Raw genomic sequence first — 17,208 nt, forward strand, 5'->3', positions numbered from 1 at the left:
ACGGAGCCAGTCAGGCAAGGAGGAGAAACAACCGACGAAGCCCTACCGACCGGCCACATACAGCAGGCCGACGCCGCGCTCGAGCGGCAGCAGAGGAAACGCGGCGCCGGTTGCCCGCGGTCAGGCGAGGATGGCGTTCACGACCTCGGTGGCCCGCCACTCGTGCTGGGCGTACAGCCAACCGAACGCCGACACCTGCACCGCCTGTGCCGCGGCGGTCAGCGGGAGGTCCTGCCAGCCGGGGATCGCCTCCAGGGCGGTGAGGAACTGACGGGTCGCGAACTCCGGCTTCATCAGGTCCCGCACGCTCCCCCAGCCGGTGCTGGGCCGCTGCTGGAAGAGCCCGACTGAGTCGTGGTCCCAGCCGATCGCCTGGTGCGGGTAGTCCTGCGACTCCGGCAGCACGCCACTGGCGTAGTTGTAGAGGTTGCTCTCCTGCATCGCGGTGGCCACCGCGATCACCAGCCCCCGGCGCGGCACACCCATGTCCCGGCCGGCACGCACGATCGCCTTGGCGTTGTCCATCTGCGCCTGGTCCAGCCCGGCGACCGGGACGATCCGCTTGGGCTTTGGCTTGGGCTTGGGCTTCGGTTTCGACGTCGCCTTGGGCTTGGGCGCGGGCGTTGTCGTCGACGGAGAGCTCTCCGGGGCGGGGGTTTCGGTGACCGGGGCGGCGGGCTGGCGGGCCTGCCCGCGGGAGGCCGCGTCGGCCTCGGCCCGCTGGGCGATCTCGGCGCGCTGGTCGGGGGTGAGTGACTCGCCGGCGGGGTCGGCGCCGATGAAGGTGACGCCCACGAGACCGAGGCAGCACACGGCGCCGGTGGCCACCGCCATCCGGGTCCGGCCGGGTCGGGCGGCGAAGAGGTTACCGAGGCCGCCGAGGCGGGTACGCAGCCAACCGGTGGAGAGTCGGGGTTGGGACGTGCCGACTGGCTGATCGATGGAGGGGATATCGTCCGAACGGTCAGCCGCGCCGCCGAGGCCGCGCGGGTGGTCGGGATTGCCGTCGTTACGCATCCGCCGAGGCTAGGCATGAGAAACCATGGTCACCCAGGGTGATCAGGTGGCGGTGCTCACACTTCACCCCTGCGCAACGGGATCCTCCACCCCAGTCCGGCGGCGCCGGTAGGGATCCTCGCCATCCGGGCATACCGCCCCTCCCTCTGCCACCCGACAGCGCAGGGTACGAACGGCGCGCGCGGACGTCCCTCGCCAGGTGATCCACTAACTCGTCCGTTCGGGCGATGTCGGACTCCACCACTTGCGACGGACGAGCGCCAGATCAGGGGATTCACCTGTATCTGATCATGGCTTTCTGGTTTATGATCATCCCCGGTTCCCCCGCTGTTCACCGGACCGACGTTCGATGCTCAGATGCCCGCCGCCACATTCCAGAGCAGGCCTGCGGCGACACCCACCACGAGGCTGAGCGCGGCAGCTCTCGCCGCGAGCCTCGCCGACCACCGCCTCGCTGGTTGCTCGGGCGGCGGAGCGGAGTGATCGCTGCCGGATGACGCTGGCGGGCGCTGTTGCGTTGCCGGTGGCCAGGGGCCGAGGCAGGCTTGGTGGGTGAAGCTACCGAGCCGTCGTCGCGCTTCGTCGCCGCCGAGGTCGGCGTACGCCGGGTTCCGTTTCCCCCCGGCAAGCGTGTCGTGTTCGGTTGGGGTTGGGAAGGCAACCCGGACCTCGCCCCCGACGCCTCGACCGTCTCGATCACGGTCGAGCCGGTCGCCGACGGCACCAAGGTCACCCTCACCCATGAGGGGCTGACCGATGAGCAGGCGGCGATGCACGCCGAGGGCTGGAACCACTACCTCGGCCGTCTCGAGAAGGCTGCCGTCGTCGGGGACGCCGGCCCGGACGAGTGGTCCGCCGCTCCCGAGCGGCTTGATGAGCTGTCCGCCGCCGACGCCACGCTGGCCGTGCTCCAGACGGTCCTGCGTGAGCTGACCTCCGAGGACCGCGCCAAGCAGACCCCCTGCGCGGAGTTCACCTGCCACGACCTCGCCGAGCACCTGTTCGGCTCCATGGTCGCCTTCGGCGCGATGGCCGGCGTCGAGGTCGTGAACCCCGAGACGGGTTCGCTGGAGAACCGGGTGGCCACCATGGCGGCGCAGGCCATCGAGGGGTGGCGGGCACGCGGCCTCGACGGCACCGTCCCCGCTCCCGGCGGCGGCGAGATGCCGGCCGCCTTCGCGGCGGGCATCATGCCGGTGGAATTCCTGTTGCACGCGTGGGACATGGCCCAGGGCAGCGGCACGCACCTGGTCGTCAGTGACGAGGTCGTGGCCTACGTCCACAAGCTCGCCGAGCGGCTCGTCCCCGGGGCCCGCGGTTCCTCGTTCAGCGACGAGGTCACCCCGCCCGCGGGTGCCGACCCGATGGAGCGGCTGGCCGCCTTCACGGGCCGTCGCCCCGTGGCCGGATGACAGGATCCGACGATGCAGATGCCCAAGCCCACCGACGCTGACAAGCAGTTCTTCCGGTCCGTCGTATCCGACGCCCCAGGGGTCGAGGTCAAGCCGATGTTCGGCAATCTCGGTGCCTTTGTGAACGGCAACATGTTCGCCGGGCTGTTCGGCTCGTCGGTCGGCGTGAAGCTCGCCGCCGACGATCTGGCCGAGCTGGCGATGATCGAGGGGGCGGGACCCTTCGGTCCCGCCGAGCGACCGATGGGTGGATACCTGTCGCTGCCCCCGTCGTTCACCACCGAGCAGGCGACCGTGTGGGTCAACAAGGCTCAGGCGTACGTCGCGACGCTGCCTCCCAAGCTCAGAAAGAAGAACTAGCAGCCACAAGGGTCGGCGACGCAACGTCCCGCGCCGGGAGTCGCCGTGCGGTAGCGGGCGTCTGGCGACGTCCGCTCGTCGGCGAGATGAGGACGTCACCCGATGGACATGAGCCACCGAAGTTGACGCCTTCGGGTCCGCCGAAGAGGTCATCAAGCAGGAAGCCCTGGTCAGCGCACTGCCGATGGGATCGGAGTCTCAGCTCCCGGGATGTGCACCGGCGGTTGCGCGGTTGGCCGCAGAGTCAGGCGTCGATCCAGCAGCCCCGCTCCTGGCCGGCCCAGGCATCCGACAGGGCTATCGACGCGGGGCGATCATGGAGCCGCTGCGGAGTGACCACTTCGGTCTTCACTGGGAGGTCAAGCAAGCCAGATCGCCACATCGTTGCTGCTCAGCGCCGTGCCCGCGCCGAGGCCGGTTGAGCACTTCGCTAGCGGTGACCACTTCGGAGGCGTGCACCCAATCTGCTCCCAGCGCAAGGCCCGGCCCGCCTACCGGGTCGTTACCGCCCGGACCTACGCACGCTCCCCTACCAGGCGAGATAGAGCGCCGTTGAAGTCCGTTCAGCGCCGTTGAGCGCTGCGTGTGAAACAGGACGCCGCACCGACTCTGACCTGCGGAAACGAGAACCCGCAGGCAGGGGTGGGTGCAGTTGAGTGCTGTTCGGTGCGGTTGGGTGCCGTTCGGAGCCGTTCAGGGCACGCTGTTGCTCCCAACCTGCTCCCCCGATCCGGGCTCGCACCGGGCTAGTGCCGACCGGCCACCTCCGTGCTTGTTGCGCCAGGTCGTCCGCCATCCGGATCGGATGCCACCGCGCCGAATGACCTCGGCTGGCGCCGCGCTGGCCCCTGGCCGTAGGCCTCAGCCGCTCCCGATCTGCTCCCACAGCCCGTCGGATTGCAGCCGAAGCCGCCGCACTGCCCACACGAAGCCGACCAGGTCCGGACCGAGTATGGCAGGCCAACCGTGGCAACTTCGCCCAGCAACCCCGACACCTCGGGCGGACCGGCAACGAGGATGCCCGAAGGTTTCAGGGGCGGTGGGTATGACGCTCACGCTTCGAACAGCACCTGCACCGCCCGGGCGAGCCTGACCAGCCATGGTTCGGCGTCGGCGCCCAACGGACCGAAACCGTCAATCGCCCAGCTTCGGACCGCGTCCGAGCTGAGGGGGGCCGTGCCGAGCACCAGGCGGCGCAGACGGCGGGATATCCGGATGTCGTCGAGTTCCGCGAGCAGCACCGCGGGTCCTTCCCCGTGGAAACCCCTCTTTCAGCCTGGTCGGTGCAGAGCCATCGCAGCTTCCAGACCAGTGACAGCTCCCGGCTCGCTGTCCACAGAGCTGCGGGGGGCCGGCCGTCACGGCGCGGCACGGCGGTAAGCACCGGCGGCTCGGACTCACCGACCGGCGGCCGGGTCGACCCAGGCTTGATCCGGATCGGCGTAGGGGTCCTGCGCGGTCGGGTACTGCGCGGTCGGGTACTGCGCGGTCGGCGCCGTGTGAAGGCCGGGCGTGCCGTACACGCCGGGGCTACCGGCCTGCCTCGGCACCTCGTCGCCGGCGACCTGGGTGGGCGCGTGCGGGTATGCCGGCTCGCCGTACTGCTGCGGTTCGTCCCAATCGGTCTCGACACGCTGAGGTCCGCGCCGCCACACCAGCGTGCCGATCACGCCGATCCCGCCGAGCGACAGCAGCGCGCCGATCGTGTACGCCAGCCAGATCAGCGAGCCACCGCCACCTGACGAGCCGGCACCGGCAAGCGGTGACTGTTCGATCGGAGCTGTGCCGTCGGTCGATGCCAGGGAATCGCTGACCGTCGGTGACGAAGTCGGCGTCGAAGCCGGCTGAGTCTGGGTCGGCTGTCCCGCCGCCGCGATCGAGGACTGGTACGGGCCAGCCGAGCGGACGCCCCTGCGGTCCCGCCTGGGCTGCACCTGCATCGAAAGCGTCAGTGCGGTGCTCGGCAACTTCTTGCTGAACGACAGTTGGTAGGTGATGTTCAGTCCGCCGCCGGGCGGCACCGCGAGCACCCCGAAGTCGATCTGCTCGGTTGCGGTGACGGCACCGCTGTGCACACCGCGCTGGGTGAACGTCCCCACGTCGTGCAGTCCGCCGGGCATGCGCCGACGCTGTAAGTCCACCAGGTCACCGACGAGGCCATCCGCCTGTAGCAGGAACGACACGTCGACGTAGCGGAGGATCTCCTGGGATTGGTTGACCAGGTGCACGGTGAAGGGCGTGGGGTCGCCTCCGCCGGGGAACTGTGCGGGCAGGTTGTCGATGCTCACCTGACAGCATCCCTCGCCCTCGGCGAATGCCGGCGACGCCACGGTGAGGACCGTGGCCGGCACGGCGATGAGTAGGCCGAACAGGGCCGTCACGACGCTGCGACTGAACCGTTTACGCCGCATATACCCGATCCTTGCCGACGCGCGCCGACGCCCGCCATCGGCAACCGGCCACGCTACGTCGATGCGCTACGCCAGGCAAGCCGAGATGCCCCCCAAGCCGCGCCGGGTCAGGCACCTGCTGCCAGCGCTCATCTGCCTCTTGCGCTGGTCAAACACCCGGCCAATGGGCCACCAGCGATCTGCGTGGGGCGGTTCGCATGGTGCATCGTGCGGTCCACCTTTGGCCTTGAGCTGTGCAGGAGCCGTGTGTTCAGTCCCATGGCCTCTGTCGCAGTTCATGTCCCGGTTCCCGTGTCACAAGATCAGCATTCTGGGTGGGGGCGCGCTGCCAGGCTTGACTGCAAGGCGTGGCGAATCGGCGTCAGGTGATGAGTGCGGTGGATGCCCTGCTGACCGCGGGGGTGAAGATCGATAACGTGCAGCAGTGGTGTCGAGACAACGCGCGACCGCGACACCAAGTTCACCGCGGCCTTCGACGCGGTGTTCGCCGCCGAGGGCATCGAGGTGATCAGGACTCCGCCCCGGGCGCCCCAGGCGAATGCATTCGCGGAGCGCTGGGTGGGCACGGTTCGCCGCGAATGCACGGACCGAATGCTGATCGTCGGCGAGCGTCACCTGGCGGCAGTGCTCAACGAGTACACCTCGCACTACAACGGCCACCGTCCACATCGCTCGCTGAGCCAGCAGCCACCGAACCCGCCAACGAGAGTCGTTGACCTGAACGCCGCCCGGGTCCAACGGCGACCGATTCTGGGTGGGCTGATCAACGAGTATTCGCAGGCAGCGTAGCCCGAACCGACTTTACGAGCCCCACACGCCGGCTGCAGCATGATCCGTTCGATCATGCCGCCGCGCTGGGCGGTAAGCGCGATGACCAGGTCGCACAGTTCGACGACCGGGTCACGCGAGGCGGGCCACCAACCGCCGCTCCTACACCGTCCTCATCTGGGCGCCTCGCGGTTGAGGTCCGCCGCGCGAGCAGCCGGGCCATCAGCCACCAGGCGGCGAGCGCCAGGAAGAAGTTCAGGGCGAGAGGACCTACTGCAGGTGGAACAGGCTGGCCACCCGCTTCCCGACCGGGTCGCTGCGGTAGCCGGTCAGTACCTGGTCAGCGGCCACCTAACAGCGTTGTCAGCAGCAACGGCAGGAGCAGGACGGTCACGAGCAGGATCACTCGGACCCGACCCGAGCGCCGTTCGACGGCCCCCTTCACCCGTACGCCCAGCCGCACCGGGATGGATCCCCCTGTGCGAATGACGGAGGACTCAGTCGTGACGGACGGACCAACTGCCATCGAGGTCCTCTCGTGATCGTTTGACGCTCTCCTCCGGGCGACCGCATACGACCGGGACGACGGCCCGTCAGCTGGGCATTCCAGCCCTGAGCTGGGCCAGGGAACGCTTCAGCAGCCGGGATACGTGCATCTGCGATATTCCGACTTCGGTCGCGATCCGCGCCTGGGTCATGTGGCGATAGAACCGCATGGTGAAAATCCGACGCTCACGCAGGGGAAGGGCGGCGAGTAACGGCAGTAGTGTCAGGTGATCGTCCACGCCCGCGTAGCCGGGATCGAAGGCGCCGATGAGGTCGATGGTCTCGATGTCGTCGGCGCCGCGGTGGGGCGCGTTGAGGGATGCCAGGCGGTAGGCCTGCGATGCGGTGAGGGCTGCCAGGACTTCGTCGACGCTCACTTCCAGGTGGTCGGCGAGTTCCACGGTGGTCGGGTGGTGGCCCTGTCGCTGCGTGAGTTCCCCCGTGGCGGCTCGCACTCTGCTGTTCAGCTCCTGGGCTCGGCGCGGGACCCGCATCGCCCACGCCGTGTCGCGGAAGTGCCTGCGGAGGGCGCCGAGGATGGTCGGGACCGCGTAACAGGAGAACGGTACGCCTCGGCTGACGTCGAATCCGTCGACGGCCTTGACCAAGGCGAGGGCCGCGACCTGGGCTAGGTCGTCGTAGGGCTCTCCGCGTCCGGTGTATCGGCGGGCCAGTCGGCCGGCCATTGGCAGGTTGCCCTCGATGATCCGGGCCCGCAGCCTCGTACGATCGGGATCGTCGCAGCTCAGGGCAGCGTGTCGACGCAGCAGCTGCTCGCTGGTCGCTGGTCCTTCACCCGCCGGCGGATGTCGGGGAATGGTCGTCGCGGTCGTGGTGGAGGTGACCATTGTTCAACGCCCCTCACGGCTGGTGGCGGCGAAACTGACGGCCACCGGGGGCCCGGGCGACAACCTCACCGTACGCCTCATCGTGGCGATCGGCACCGCCGGAAGTCGACCGGCGGGACAGGACCCCCGCGGTGGCGGTCGGGCGGCATCGACCTGACCGGGCAGTCAGTCGGACAGGTTGGCTGCCGTTCCTGGCGCGGGCTGCTCGGAACCGTCGACGATCGCCTGAGCCAGATCGGACAGCCGCCGGTTGTGGCTGCGGGCGCTGTTGCGCAGCAGCGCGAAGGCCTCACCCACGTCGACGTGGAGGCGCTCGGCGAGCACCCCCTTGGCCTGCTCGATCAGGACTCGGCTGTTGAGTGCGGTCTGCAGCTGTTCGGTGAGGATGTCGCGGCGGTGGATGGCGCGTTGCTGGAGCAGGCCGATGGTGGCCACGTCGGCTAGGGCCTGACCGATGCGGAGCTTGCCTTCGTCGAGCGCGCCCGGCTGGGTGTCGAAGAGATTCAGCGCGCCGATCACCTCGGAGCGCAGGCGCATGGGTAGAGCGTGTACCGCGGCGAACCCAACTTCGGCCGCCGCGGCGGCGAACCGCGGCCATCGGCCGGCGGCGGGCAGGTCGGCCACCGACACGGATTGGCCAGTGCGGAAGCAGTCCACACAGGGCCCCTGGTCGGTCTGCAGCTGAAACAGCTCCAGCAGCCTCGTGCGTTCGGAGGAGGCGGCCACCACCTGCAGGGTGCCCTGCTGGTCGGTCAGCAGCAGCCCGGCCGCCGAGATGCCCAGCAGCTCGACACACCGTTCGGTCAGCACGTGCAGGAACTCAAGCACGTCGAAATCGTCGACGAGCGTGTCGGCCATTTCCACGAACACGTCGGACAGCTGGCTCTCGCCCATGTCACTCACCCTTGTCGTACGATAGTCCCGCCAGCTCTTCGGCGGTACGGGGCCGTGGTCGGCACCGCCGCCTCGCGACGACCGGGGCCCGGCTCTCACCCGGTCCCGCCGTCGCACGCGTCGTCGGTGGAGTCGAAACGCAGCCGGCGGGCAACCACGTCACCTGCCACATCCCGCAGCCGCCGGTCGTGGGAGAAGGCGAAGGCGCGTAACCGGATGAGCGCCACCGCCGCGGTCACCCCCAACTGGACCGTGACCATTCCCGTGGCCTGGTGCACCTCGGGATGCTGCAGACCGGTCTGCTCCGGCCAACCCTCGTCCTGGTCCGACCGGTGGCGCCACCCGCCGTCCAGCAGTACCGCGCAGGCCGTGTCCGCCAACACCAGCGCGTCGGCCAACTGCTCGCCGTCGAGGCCGCCGGACCGCGCGCGGTAGAGGTCCAGCACACCGAGGCGGATCCCGCCGACCTGGAGCGGCAGCGCGAACACCGCGTGGACCCCGGCGAGCACCGCCGCCGGAGCGAACACCGGCCAGCGGGCCAGACATTCCGGCGCCGCCAGGTCGACGACCAGATCGGGACCACCGGAGCTGGCGTCCACGCACGGCCCCTCACCGAGCGTGAGGGTCAGCTCCTCGAGGTCCGACGCGGTCCGGTGACTGGCACACAGCACCTCCCGTGGGGTGGCGCGCAGCGTCACGGCGACGGCGGCGGAGTCGACGCCGGTGGCCTGAACCGACGCGGCGCAGACGTGGTCGACCGCGACCGTTCCGCCGCGGGCCGCGTCGACGACCAGGGCCCACAGCCGGGTCCTGCGTGCGGAGCTCATCGATCCGCCGTACCGCCGGCGGCGGTCCCGCCACCGCAATTCGAGCCGGGCAGCCCCCGCGCGCTCACCGGGGAGACAACTCTGAAGCGGAGACGCGTCGCGCTGGTTCGCTCGTCCACAGCCGGCTCCGACCTGATCGTCCTCAACGGACATCCACCCTGCGGCCACCGGGATCCCGGGCGACGCTCACACCGTACTCCTGAGCGGCGCCCCGGCGCGGTCTGGCACCCGTCGACGTGGACCGCGAAGGCGGTGGCCGCCACGATCGCCGGCAGCGCGCGCGGAGGCGTACGATGATAGTTGTCGCTCGGGACCCCGGTGGCTCACAGTTCGCCGTTGGCGGACGCGCCCCACCGATCGAGGTCACCGTGTTGGCCGGCCGACGCACGACATCAACGGTCACCTCGCTGAATCTCTCACGCCTCCTGGTCCCGGTCCGTCCTGCCGGACCTATGCCGGCCCCGCGACACCGCGTCACACGCCCGCCATCGCCCATGCCTGCGCTGGCTCCCCACGGCATTCAGGCATGTCAGCTGCTTGTTGGAAGGTGGCGGTTCGTGATGACCGCACCGCGCAACCATTCTCACCCGGCTCCCCCGGTCGACGGCCACGACGGCACCGACGCCGCTTCCTGGCCCACGCCGGACCGACCGGTGGCGGCACACTCGCGGATGGGCGGTCTGTGGGTCGCCGCCGTGGTGTTCGCGTTCGTGCTCCTGCTGCTCCTGATCTTCGTGCTGCAGAACGGCCAGCGTGCCGAGGTGTCGTTCCTCGGCGCGCACGGACACCTCCCGATGGGCGTGGCGCTGCTGCTGGCCGCGGTCTTCGGGATCCTGCTCGTCGCCCTTCCCGGCACGGCCCGCATCGCGCAACTCCGGATGCTCCATGGCCGTACCGCCGGACATCCCGGCGCCCGGTCCATGCCGGTTCCTCGACGGCGGCCGGCACCGCCCGAGTGACGTCGCCGCGCACGTATCGCCAGGACGGATGAGCCATGCCCACCACCACACAACGCCCCACGATGATCCCCCCGTCACCGCCCTCCCAACCCCGACTGCGCCTCGCCCCCACCCGGGGGCAGGCGGTCGTCGACGGCGGATGGTGGCCGCGTTCCTGGGACCCGGTGGCCGAACTCCCCGGCCTCGTCCTCGCCCTGTCCGAACGCTATGGACGGATCCGGCACATCATGCTCAACATCCACACCTGGGACAGCCGGATCCGCCGGTTGACGGTCGGGCCGGACGTGGTCCGGATCGGCTGGTTCGACACCCTCGACCCCGCCCTCCTGGTCGCCACCACCGGCCGCGACGACCAGGTCGACCTGCTCGTCGTCCCGCCCGCCACGACACCTGCGACAGCCGAGCGGGCCCTGGCCACCGCCGCCGACCCGGCCAACCTCAGACACGCACCCGACATCCTCGCCGCCGGACCGACCCCGCAGCAGGCGACAACGACGACCGGCTCCGACCCGTACGCGGTGTGGGACAACGAGGGCGGCAGCGCGGCGTCAGGCGGAATCCACCGAAGCCACACCGAAGCCACCACCCGTCCCCGCACCGGAGTGCCCGCATGAACGCTCTACAGACAGCCATCGTGATCGCGATCGTGGCGATCGGCATCATCGGCCTCATCACCGCCGCCCGGGCGGTGCGCGTCGTCCAGCAGTACGAACGCGGGGTGGTCTTCCGCTTCGGCCGGGTGCAGGACGGCAGCCGCAGCCCGGGGCTGACCCTCATCGTCCCCGGCGTCGACCGGCTGGTGAAGGTCAACCTGCAGATCACCACCCTCAGCGTTCCCGCCCAGGACGGCATCACCCGCGACAACGTCTCCGTACGCGTCGACGCGGTCGTCTACTTCCGCGTCGTCGATCCCGTCAAGGCTCTGGTGAACGTGCAGAACTACCTCTACGCCGTATCCCAGGTTGCCCAGACCTCGCTGCGCGCGGTGATCGGCCGCGCGGACCTCGACGAACTGCTCTCCGACCGGGACAAGCTCAACGCCGAACTCACCAGCATCATCGACACACCGACCGAAGGACCGTGGGGTGTGAAGGTCGAACGTGTCGAGGTCAAGGACGTCGCTCTGCCCGAATCCATGAAGCGGTCCATGTCCCGCCAGGCGGAGGCCGAACGCGAACGCCGCGCCCGGATCATCGCCGCGGACGGCGAATACCAGGCCGCGACCAAACTCGCCCAGGCCGCCGCCACCATGGCCGCCGACCCCGCCGCCCTGCAACTGCGACTGCTGCAGACAGTCGTGGAGGTCGCCGCCGAGAAGAACAGCACCCTCGTCATGCCGTTCCCCGTCGAACTCCTGCGCTTCCTGGACCGCGTCACGCCCGCCGCGAGCGCGCCGGCGGCGGCCGTCGCGAGCCGCCCCCCGGCCCCGGCGACGGCGGCGATGCCGGACGTGCGACGCGTGACCAGCGAGCCCGAACCGGAGGCGGCACCGATGCCGGTGGGCTGACCGGACGTGACCCCGGCCCGGTGACCCCGCCGGTCACCAGGCCGGCGCCGGTGGGATCGGCTACGACCCGGGTGCCAACCCCAGGATCGGATGTCCGGCGATGACGGCTGGCAGCGAGCCGCGAGTCAGTAAGCGGCAGGCAGGCAATCAGTCAGTCAGTCAGTCAGTCGGTGTGCGGAAGGAAGTCCCGAGCTGTGCCGGCGGTTCGGCTCCCAGCGCGACGGCGAGTTCGCGACCGAGGAGATCGTCATAGGCGGCGCCGAGGGGCGGCGTAGGGCCGTTGATCTCGCGGAGCCGGTCAGCGGCCCGGCGAGCGGCGATGGCGGTCACCCAGGCGATGCCGTCGAGCTGACGGGAGGCGGGCATCGGCGCGAGCCGCCACACCTCGACGAACACCGCCCGGGTCACCGCCACGGCGAGCGCCCGGCTGCCGAGGCTCTCACACACCTGCGCGAAGACGGCGCGGACGAGACGACGGTAAAAACGGCGGAAAGCGGCTTGGTCGCGGTCGGCGATCCGCTTGACGAGATCATTGACGGACTCAGTAGGCGGCACGACGTAGCTGGGTGGGACAGGCATCCGATGCTCCTGGTGGTGTGCCTGCGGTTGGGGCACCACCGGGGACCAGGGCAGCTGCTGCGTCCCTCACCCTACGCCACCGGCCAGGTCACGGAGCGCATCGGGCGTCCCCAGTTCGCGGTCGGGGGCTCGGCGGGGAGCAGCCCGTGCGGACGCCTGGGGCTTCTAGCAAGGCCGTGGCGGTCATGTCGACGCCACCGCTCCCTCCCCATCGCCACCCAGGTTCGTCCACCTGGTCCGCTGACCCGGCGCCATCACAAATCCGCACCCGGCAGGGGTTGGCTGACACCTGCTAGACGCCGGCGCTGCTGCGCCCAGCGTGGTGCCCAAGACCCCGCGCGGCCCCACCTGTGGCTCCGGTGGGGCCGCGGCCACGGCCGGGTCAGCGCGCCGCGCCCTCCAGCACGGTGCGGGCCCGGTCGCCGTACCCAGCGGCGACGAGAACCTCGAAACGACTGGGTACGGTGGCACTCCTGGATGTGAAATCGCGATGCCCGCCGGTCAGGGCATAGCCGGCCGCGGCGAACGCCATCCCGAACAGCGCACCCCAGGCGAGACCCAGGGCCATGGCCCGGACGAATGCGATGGTGCTCAGGACGCCGAGGAGCAGCCCGACGAAGACGCCGAACCAGGCGCCGCTCGCGGCACCGGACAGCAGCGCCCGCGGCCAGGTCAGCCGCCCGGTGATCTGCTCCACCAAGCGCAGGTCGCTGCCGATGATCTGAGCCGTCCCCACCTCGAAGGGATGGTCGGCGGGACAGTCGACCACCTGCTGGGCCTGGGCGTAGGTGGGATAGCTGCCCAGGGACACCTGCTCAGCGGGGGCCGGGCAGGCAGTACGCCCGACCAGCCGATGTGGTCATTCGCATCATGATCGCCTCCCGGCCTGCTCGTGCGTCTACTGTGCCCGTGGCACGACCACCACTGGGCATGACGCGTGCTGGACGCAGTGCTGGCTGCTGAGAGGGCACGGCGTCGGGTGTCTACCCGCTGTGCTTCTGGGGCAGTGGGCCCGGTTGATGCAGATCGGCGACTTCCAGTGCGACCAACCCGAACACGTAGACGATCAGCAGATAGGACGCTCGGGGCGGCGTCGGTGGGGTCGAGGCCGGCGTCGGCGAGGAGCTCCAGGATCCGTTCGTTCAGTGCGAGAGCGTGGGGGCCGTCCATGGGGCCGCCGATCATGAGAGGGACGACGCCGCGGTGCGCCGACAGCCGTTGCCTGAGCTCCAGAGCGAGTGACTCCACGCGATGCCGCCACGGCTGGTTGCGGTCGGTGAAGACGCCGTGGTCGACCTCGCCCAGCAGGCGCTCAACGAGGGCCTGCTCCACTGCTGCCTTGTCCGCGAAGTAGGTGTACACCGCGTTCGGGGCCACGCCGACCTTCGCGGCGATGCCCCGCACCGATGCCGCATTCACCCCGCCGTCGTCGAGCAGCGATAGCGCCGCGTCGAGGAGCTGTTCCTCCGTCAGCGTGCGGCGGGGACCACGCCGACTCCGCCCAGTTGGTACTGGCATGCCTAAACCATCTCTGACGATCATGTCCATCGAAGGGCATGTTTGCGAAGAGGTGAGGAAGCAGCTACGAAACTTCGAGGAGCTTGAGCGTCGCTGGCGTGCCTGCGCGCGCGGGCAGACACGGTGGGGCCTCGTCCCGCCGCCGGCACGACCGCCATGGGACTGACCCCCAGCCACCGCGATGCTGGGCAAGGCCATAGACACCCCCCAGACATCGGATCTGCCTACGGGCCGAACTGGGATTGATGGCTATCCAGGACGAGTGGGTCAAGCTGTCCGATGCCTAGGCTGGCAACAGGCCGGCGAATGAGCTGGGATCCGTGTCGCATAGGTGACAACGGCATCACGCCGCGAAGGCGTATCTCTAGGCTCACGGCGACCAGTCCTCCATCAGTGAGGGACCCGATGTCGGCGTCGCACAACGGCAACAGTTCCGACCTGTCTGACCCGACGGACCCGGCGGAGCCGACGGAGCCGACGGAGCCGACGGAGCCGACAGCCCAACCGGCTCCGGTGCCGCCCGCACAGTCTGAGACTCCAAGCGGTGCCCCCACGAGGACCCGCCAGCGAGTGTCCTGGAACGCGGTCACCGGCATCACCGGGGTTGCCGCACTGGTAGTAGGCATTGTGCTCGGCTTCCTCCAATGGGTTGCCCCGCCTAACGTGGACAAGCCGGGAGAAGATGCGCCGCCCGCCGATGAGCGTCTGGAGCTTGTCGATGCGGAGTTTGATCCCATCCCCAGGCCTGTCACCGTGCTGGAAGACGTGGGCCCGGGGGAACCTCTCAGAATATCGCCGCATCCGGAGACTTCGCCGGCTGCGGGTGCAAATACTGAGCAGCGGTTGAAGTTGGTTCTGACACAGCGAAATCCGAGTGATGATCCGGCGGTGCTGACCGGCGTCAAACTGGTTGTGCATCGGATTTTCCGGGCGCCTGTCTGTGGTGCTCCTACGGGTGGTGGGATCCACCCCAGCCTCAACTACGACTTCCACTTTCCGGAGGCGCTGAGCGAACCGTGGTCTCAGGTCAATCCACAAAACTTCACCGTCGCTCCGCGGAGCGTGGACGCACTCTCCATCACGATGGGCCCGCGGATCAGTGGGGAACTCGGCGTCATCTGGCGGTTCTCCGTCTACGCGGTATCGAAGGGCGGCAAGGAGGCGCACTGGGTGGATGGCGTCGCAACCGACTACCCGCCAGTCGATGACGAGGACTACCGCCGCTACATCTGGGCCGAACCTCGGAAGGCCGTGGACACCGACCGGGTGCGCCGCTGCGCCGCGGAGGCGGCCGAGAAGTTGCAGGAATTTGTCAGAGGCGGTGACCCCCCGGCCAGCGTTATGCATCCCGGAGTCGATCGGCTGATCGCGGCCTACCGCCGAATGGCGACCGGTTAGTGCGCCGCCGGACAGTGCTCCTCGCCGGCTCCGCGCTCGGACTGTCAGGCGCCGGGCTCGGATGGTTGTTCCTGGGATCACGGACGACCCCGGCCGAGTCTCCGCCTGACGGGCCTGGTGGATTCGTACGGCCTACGGCGATTCCGGCGACCAAGGGCAGGTGGCGTGCTGCGGTCGAGGCCTCCGTACGCGCCACGCCGTTGCGGGGGGACGTCGATCTGTACGTGATCGGGCCAGGGGGCGTCGTGTACGCACTCGACCTCAGAACCGGAACAACCCGCTGGCAGGTCAACACCGGGTTGGCCGTACACGCCGGAGTCGGGTCGTTTGACGGTGTTTTGGTTGTCGGCGGCGCACTGCTAGACGATCCAGCACTGTCGGGCGCTGTGGTGGGCCTTGACCCTGCAGGCAAGCAGCTCTGGCGGACGCCGACGCCCAGCAACGTGAATGTCGCATCGACCCTCGCCGCGGGCAATTTGATCGTTGGTGATTCCGACGGGATGCTGTACGGCCTCGACCCCGTCACCGGACGACCCCGGTGGAGCACGACCGTCCCAGGTGGCGACTGGGGCATCCACCATCTGGCCGCTGTCGGGGATACGGTGCTCGTCGAAGGAGTCCGTAGTTTCGCGCGCGGGCAGACCGGAACGTTCTGCGCCGTAAACGGTGCGAGCGGGGAACTCCGCTGGCATGGCGAGGTCGGAGCTGCACGATGGCGAGCGGTCGGTCCTGGAACCGCACCACAGCCACCGGTGAGGGCATGGCGGCTGGCCTGGCTCAGCACCGCCTCGGACGGCATCGTGCACCTGATCCGGCAACGGGTGGTGATCGCGCCCGACGACCCACCCGACACCATCAGATACGACCTAGTCGCGTTCAACGTCAGCGCCGGGAAGCCGCTGTGGGGAACCGTGGCGCACCGCATGGAGCACGATCCGCTACTACACGATGGCACGCTGTATCTCATGAGTCGCGAACGGCTGGACGGCCCGGCGCGAATTCAGGCACTGGACGCACGTTCGGGTCGGGAAAGGTGGATCTACCGCCCCTCGGGAGAGGCAGCGAAAATCCTCGGCGACGACCGGGACCATCATTTTGCGGTGGACTCGGGAGTTGTCTGTGTAGGCGGGGTCCGCGGCCTGATTGCGCTGTCCGTCGATACCGGCATAGAACGCTGGCATGCGACCGTACCGGAGTTCTCCCATCCTGCCACTCCGGTCGCCCACGATGGAGTGGTCTATATGAGACGGTGGGAAGACCAGGTCGGCGGTGTGTGGCGCTGGCGGATAGCCGATGGCGTCGCGCAACCACCGATCGAGCCGCCGTCGATCTACGGAGAGCTGTTCATCCTCGAGCGGACCCTGTACGTGATGACCCACGACGCCCTGTACTCGATCGACCTGCCGGCTGGATGACCGGTTAGAAGAAATGGAAGGTCGTCATCACGACCTCACTAGCGGGCCAGTCGGGCCAATCTCCGCCATGAGCTCCTGCTTCTGCCGGGCCAGGGCAGGCGCGGGGTGAGGTCGTACATCGAGATCACGGCCTAACCGATGGTTCGGACGACAACAGCCGATACCGAAAGATTCACAGCTGCGCACGAGGTCGTTAAGCCTGGCCGCCGCAAATTCGGCCTACAGAAGAGTCACTATGGTGCTCCCCCGAGAAGACTCCCCTGCGCCTTTATCTCGGCCGAACGTGCCCTGACGAGCGCAGGCTCGCCAAGCTTGTACCTGACGGGGGGCTTGCCGGCGAGCACCTAGGAACGCGAGGGCTGTTGCCTCCGCAGTCAGACAAACCTGGGCGGCTCCACCCGCTGCGCTGGCGGCAACGGCTGCCTCCGCGCCCACGCCTCCGCCTGCTCTCTAACCTTCACGGGGTCGTCGCCGATGAAGAGCTGCTGATATTCGACTGGGCTGTGTATGCCGTCGCAGGCGCCGTCCAGCGGGTCGGTGAAGTGGACGACAGGAAGGTAGTCAATCGGGGAGCCACTGGGCAGGTCCCCGTCGTCTTCGTTCGTCGGAATCCAGCCGATGATGCGGCCGGCAGAGACGTGGCGGTCGCTAGATGCTTCGGCGCACCACAAGGGGTAGGGCTGGGGGATCACGGGCTCTCCTTGACGTCCAGCTTGACTGAGCATGGCGCACTACGTCCCACAGTTGCC

General features: G+C 69.0%; 17 protein-coding genes and 2 pseudogenes. 8 read left to right on the forward strand and 11 right to left on the reverse strand.

The window, feature by feature from the left end; all coding sequences use genetic code 11:
• Window positions 1-120: 120 nt before the first annotated feature.
• Window positions 121-1,017, reverse strand: a complete 897-nt coding sequence (locus ACFY29_RS25710; protein ID WP_386990254.1) for a peptidase M23 — start codon at window positions 1,015-1,017, stop codon at window positions 121-123.
• Between the two features lie 548 nt (window positions 1,018-1,565).
• On the opposite strand from ACFY29_RS25710, the gene ACFY29_RS25715 reads away from it, so the two are divergent.
• Window positions 1,566-2,429, forward strand: coding sequence for a TIGR03086 family metal-binding protein (locus ACFY29_RS25715; RefSeq protein ID WP_386990256.1), 864 nt, complete (start codon window positions 1,566-1,568; stop codon window positions 2,427-2,429).
• 12 nt (window positions 2,430-2,441) lie between these two features.
• Complete coding sequence (locus ACFY29_RS25720; protein WP_386990257.1) at window positions 2,442-2,789, forward strand: TfoX/Sxy family protein; 348 nt, start codon at window positions 2,442-2,444, stop codon at window positions 2,787-2,789.
• A 1,052-nt stretch (window positions 2,790-3,841) separates the two neighbouring features.
• Here ACFY29_RS25720 and ACFY29_RS25725 read toward each other — a convergent pair.
• Window positions 3,842-4,030, reverse strand: a complete 189-nt coding sequence (locus ACFY29_RS25725; protein WP_386990259.1) for a hypothetical protein — start codon at window positions 4,028-4,030, stop codon at window positions 3,842-3,844.
• 156 nt (window positions 4,031-4,186) lie between these two features.
• Complete coding sequence (locus tag ACFY29_RS25730) at window positions 4,187-5,200, reverse strand: hypothetical protein (RefSeq protein ID WP_386990261.1); 1,014 nt, start codon at window positions 5,198-5,200, stop codon at window positions 4,187-4,189.
• A gap of 480 nt (window positions 5,201-5,680) precedes the next feature.
• Between ACFY29_RS25730 and ACFY29_RS25735 the strand changes: the two genes are divergently transcribed.
• Window positions 5,681-5,989, forward strand: coding sequence for an integrase core domain-containing protein (locus ACFY29_RS25735; protein ID WP_386990263.1), 309 nt, complete (start codon window positions 5,681-5,683; stop codon window positions 5,987-5,989).
• 41 nt (window positions 5,990-6,030) lie between these two features.
• Here ACFY29_RS25735 and ACFY29_RS25740 read toward each other — a convergent pair.
• From ACFY29_RS25740 to ACFY29_RS25755, 4 genes and pseudogenes are all read right to left on the reverse strand, one after another.
• Window positions 6,031-6,117: pseudogene (locus ACFY29_RS25740) on the reverse strand (hypothetical protein); the annotation flags it as partial.
• A gap of 444 nt (window positions 6,118-6,561) precedes the next feature.
• Window positions 6,562-7,362 carry a SigB/SigF/SigG family RNA polymerase sigma factor gene (locus ACFY29_RS25745; protein WP_386990265.1) on the reverse strand — a complete coding sequence of 267 codons (801 nt, stop codon included), beginning with the start codon at window positions 7,360-7,362 and terminating at the stop codon, window positions 6,562-6,564.
• A 165-nt stretch (window positions 7,363-7,527) separates the two neighbouring features.
• Window positions 7,528-8,256, reverse strand: a complete 729-nt coding sequence (locus tag ACFY29_RS25750) for a GAF and ANTAR domain-containing protein (protein WP_386990267.1) — start codon at window positions 8,254-8,256, stop codon at window positions 7,528-7,530.
• 95 nt (window positions 8,257-8,351) lie between these two features.
• Window positions 8,352-9,083: a GAF and ANTAR domain-containing protein gene (locus ACFY29_RS25755; RefSeq protein WP_386990269.1), complete on the reverse strand. Its 732-nt coding sequence runs from the start codon at window positions 9,081-9,083 to the stop codon at window positions 8,352-8,354.
• 557 nt (window positions 9,084-9,640) lie between these two features.
• Here ACFY29_RS25755 and ACFY29_RS25760 point away from each other — a divergent pair.
• The 3 genes from ACFY29_RS25760 to ACFY29_RS25770 are packed head-to-tail and all read left to right on the forward strand — an operon-like array spanning window position 9,641 to window position 11,549.
• Window positions 9,641-10,042 carry a lipopolysaccharide assembly LapA domain-containing protein gene (locus ACFY29_RS25760; RefSeq protein ID WP_386990271.1) on the forward strand — a complete coding sequence of 134 codons (402 nt, stop codon included), beginning with the start codon at window positions 9,641-9,643 and terminating at the stop codon, window positions 10,040-10,042.
• A gap of 35 nt (window positions 10,043-10,077) precedes the next feature.
• Entirely contained in the window at window positions 10,078-10,656 is a 579-nt protein-coding gene (locus ACFY29_RS25765) for a DUF5994 family protein (protein ID WP_386990272.1), read from the forward strand.
• Window positions 10,653-11,549, forward strand: coding sequence for an SPFH domain-containing protein (locus tag ACFY29_RS25770; protein WP_386990273.1), 897 nt, complete (start codon window positions 10,653-10,655; stop codon window positions 11,547-11,549). The genes ACFY29_RS25765 and ACFY29_RS25770 overlap by 4 nt, the downstream gene beginning before the upstream one ends.
• 159 nt (window positions 11,550-11,708) lie before the next feature.
• Here the strand turns inward: ACFY29_RS25770 and ACFY29_RS25775 are convergent, their stop codons facing one another.
• The 3 genes and pseudogenes from ACFY29_RS25775 to ACFY29_RS25785 form a co-directional block, all read right to left on the reverse strand.
• Window positions 11,709-12,128 carry a hypothetical protein gene (locus ACFY29_RS25775; RefSeq protein ID WP_386990275.1) on the reverse strand — a complete coding sequence of 140 codons (420 nt, stop codon included), beginning with the start codon at window positions 12,126-12,128 and terminating at the stop codon, window positions 11,709-11,711.
• Between the two features lie 382 nt (window positions 12,129-12,510).
• Window positions 12,511-12,939: a general stress protein gene (locus ACFY29_RS25780; protein ID WP_386990277.1), complete on the reverse strand. Its 429-nt coding sequence runs from the start codon at window positions 12,937-12,939 to the stop codon at window positions 12,511-12,513.
• Between the two features lie 287 nt (window positions 12,940-13,226).
• Window positions 13,227-13,844: pseudogene (locus tag ACFY29_RS25785) on the reverse strand (TetR/AcrR family transcriptional regulator); the annotation flags it as partial.
• 372 nt (window positions 13,845-14,216) lie between these two features.
• On the opposite strand from ACFY29_RS25785, the gene ACFY29_RS25790 reads away from it, so the two are divergent.
• Window positions 14,217-15,044 carry a hypothetical protein gene (locus tag ACFY29_RS25790; protein WP_386990279.1) on the forward strand — a complete coding sequence of 276 codons (828 nt, stop codon included), beginning with the start codon at window positions 14,217-14,219 and terminating at the stop codon, window positions 15,042-15,044.
• A 14-nt stretch (window positions 15,045-15,058) separates the two neighbouring features.
• Window positions 15,059-16,459 carry a PQQ-binding-like beta-propeller repeat protein gene (locus ACFY29_RS25795; protein WP_386990281.1) on the forward strand — a complete coding sequence of 467 codons (1,401 nt, stop codon included), beginning with the start codon at window positions 15,059-15,061 and terminating at the stop codon, window positions 16,457-16,459.
• Between the two features lie 374 nt (window positions 16,460-16,833).
• Here ACFY29_RS25795 and ACFY29_RS25800 read toward each other — a convergent pair whose 3' ends face one another.
• On the reverse strand, window positions 16,834-17,151 hold the full coding sequence (locus tag ACFY29_RS25800; RefSeq protein WP_386990283.1) for a hypothetical protein: 318 nt from the start codon (window positions 17,149-17,151) through the stop codon (window positions 16,834-16,836).
• Between the last annotated feature and the right edge of the window lie 57 nt (window positions 17,152-17,208).

Source organism: Micromonospora sp. NPDC000668 (assembly GCF_042897975.1).
In the GTDB taxonomy this organism is placed as follows: Bacteria; Actinomycetota; Actinomycetes; order Mycobacteriales; family Micromonosporaceae; genus Micromonospora.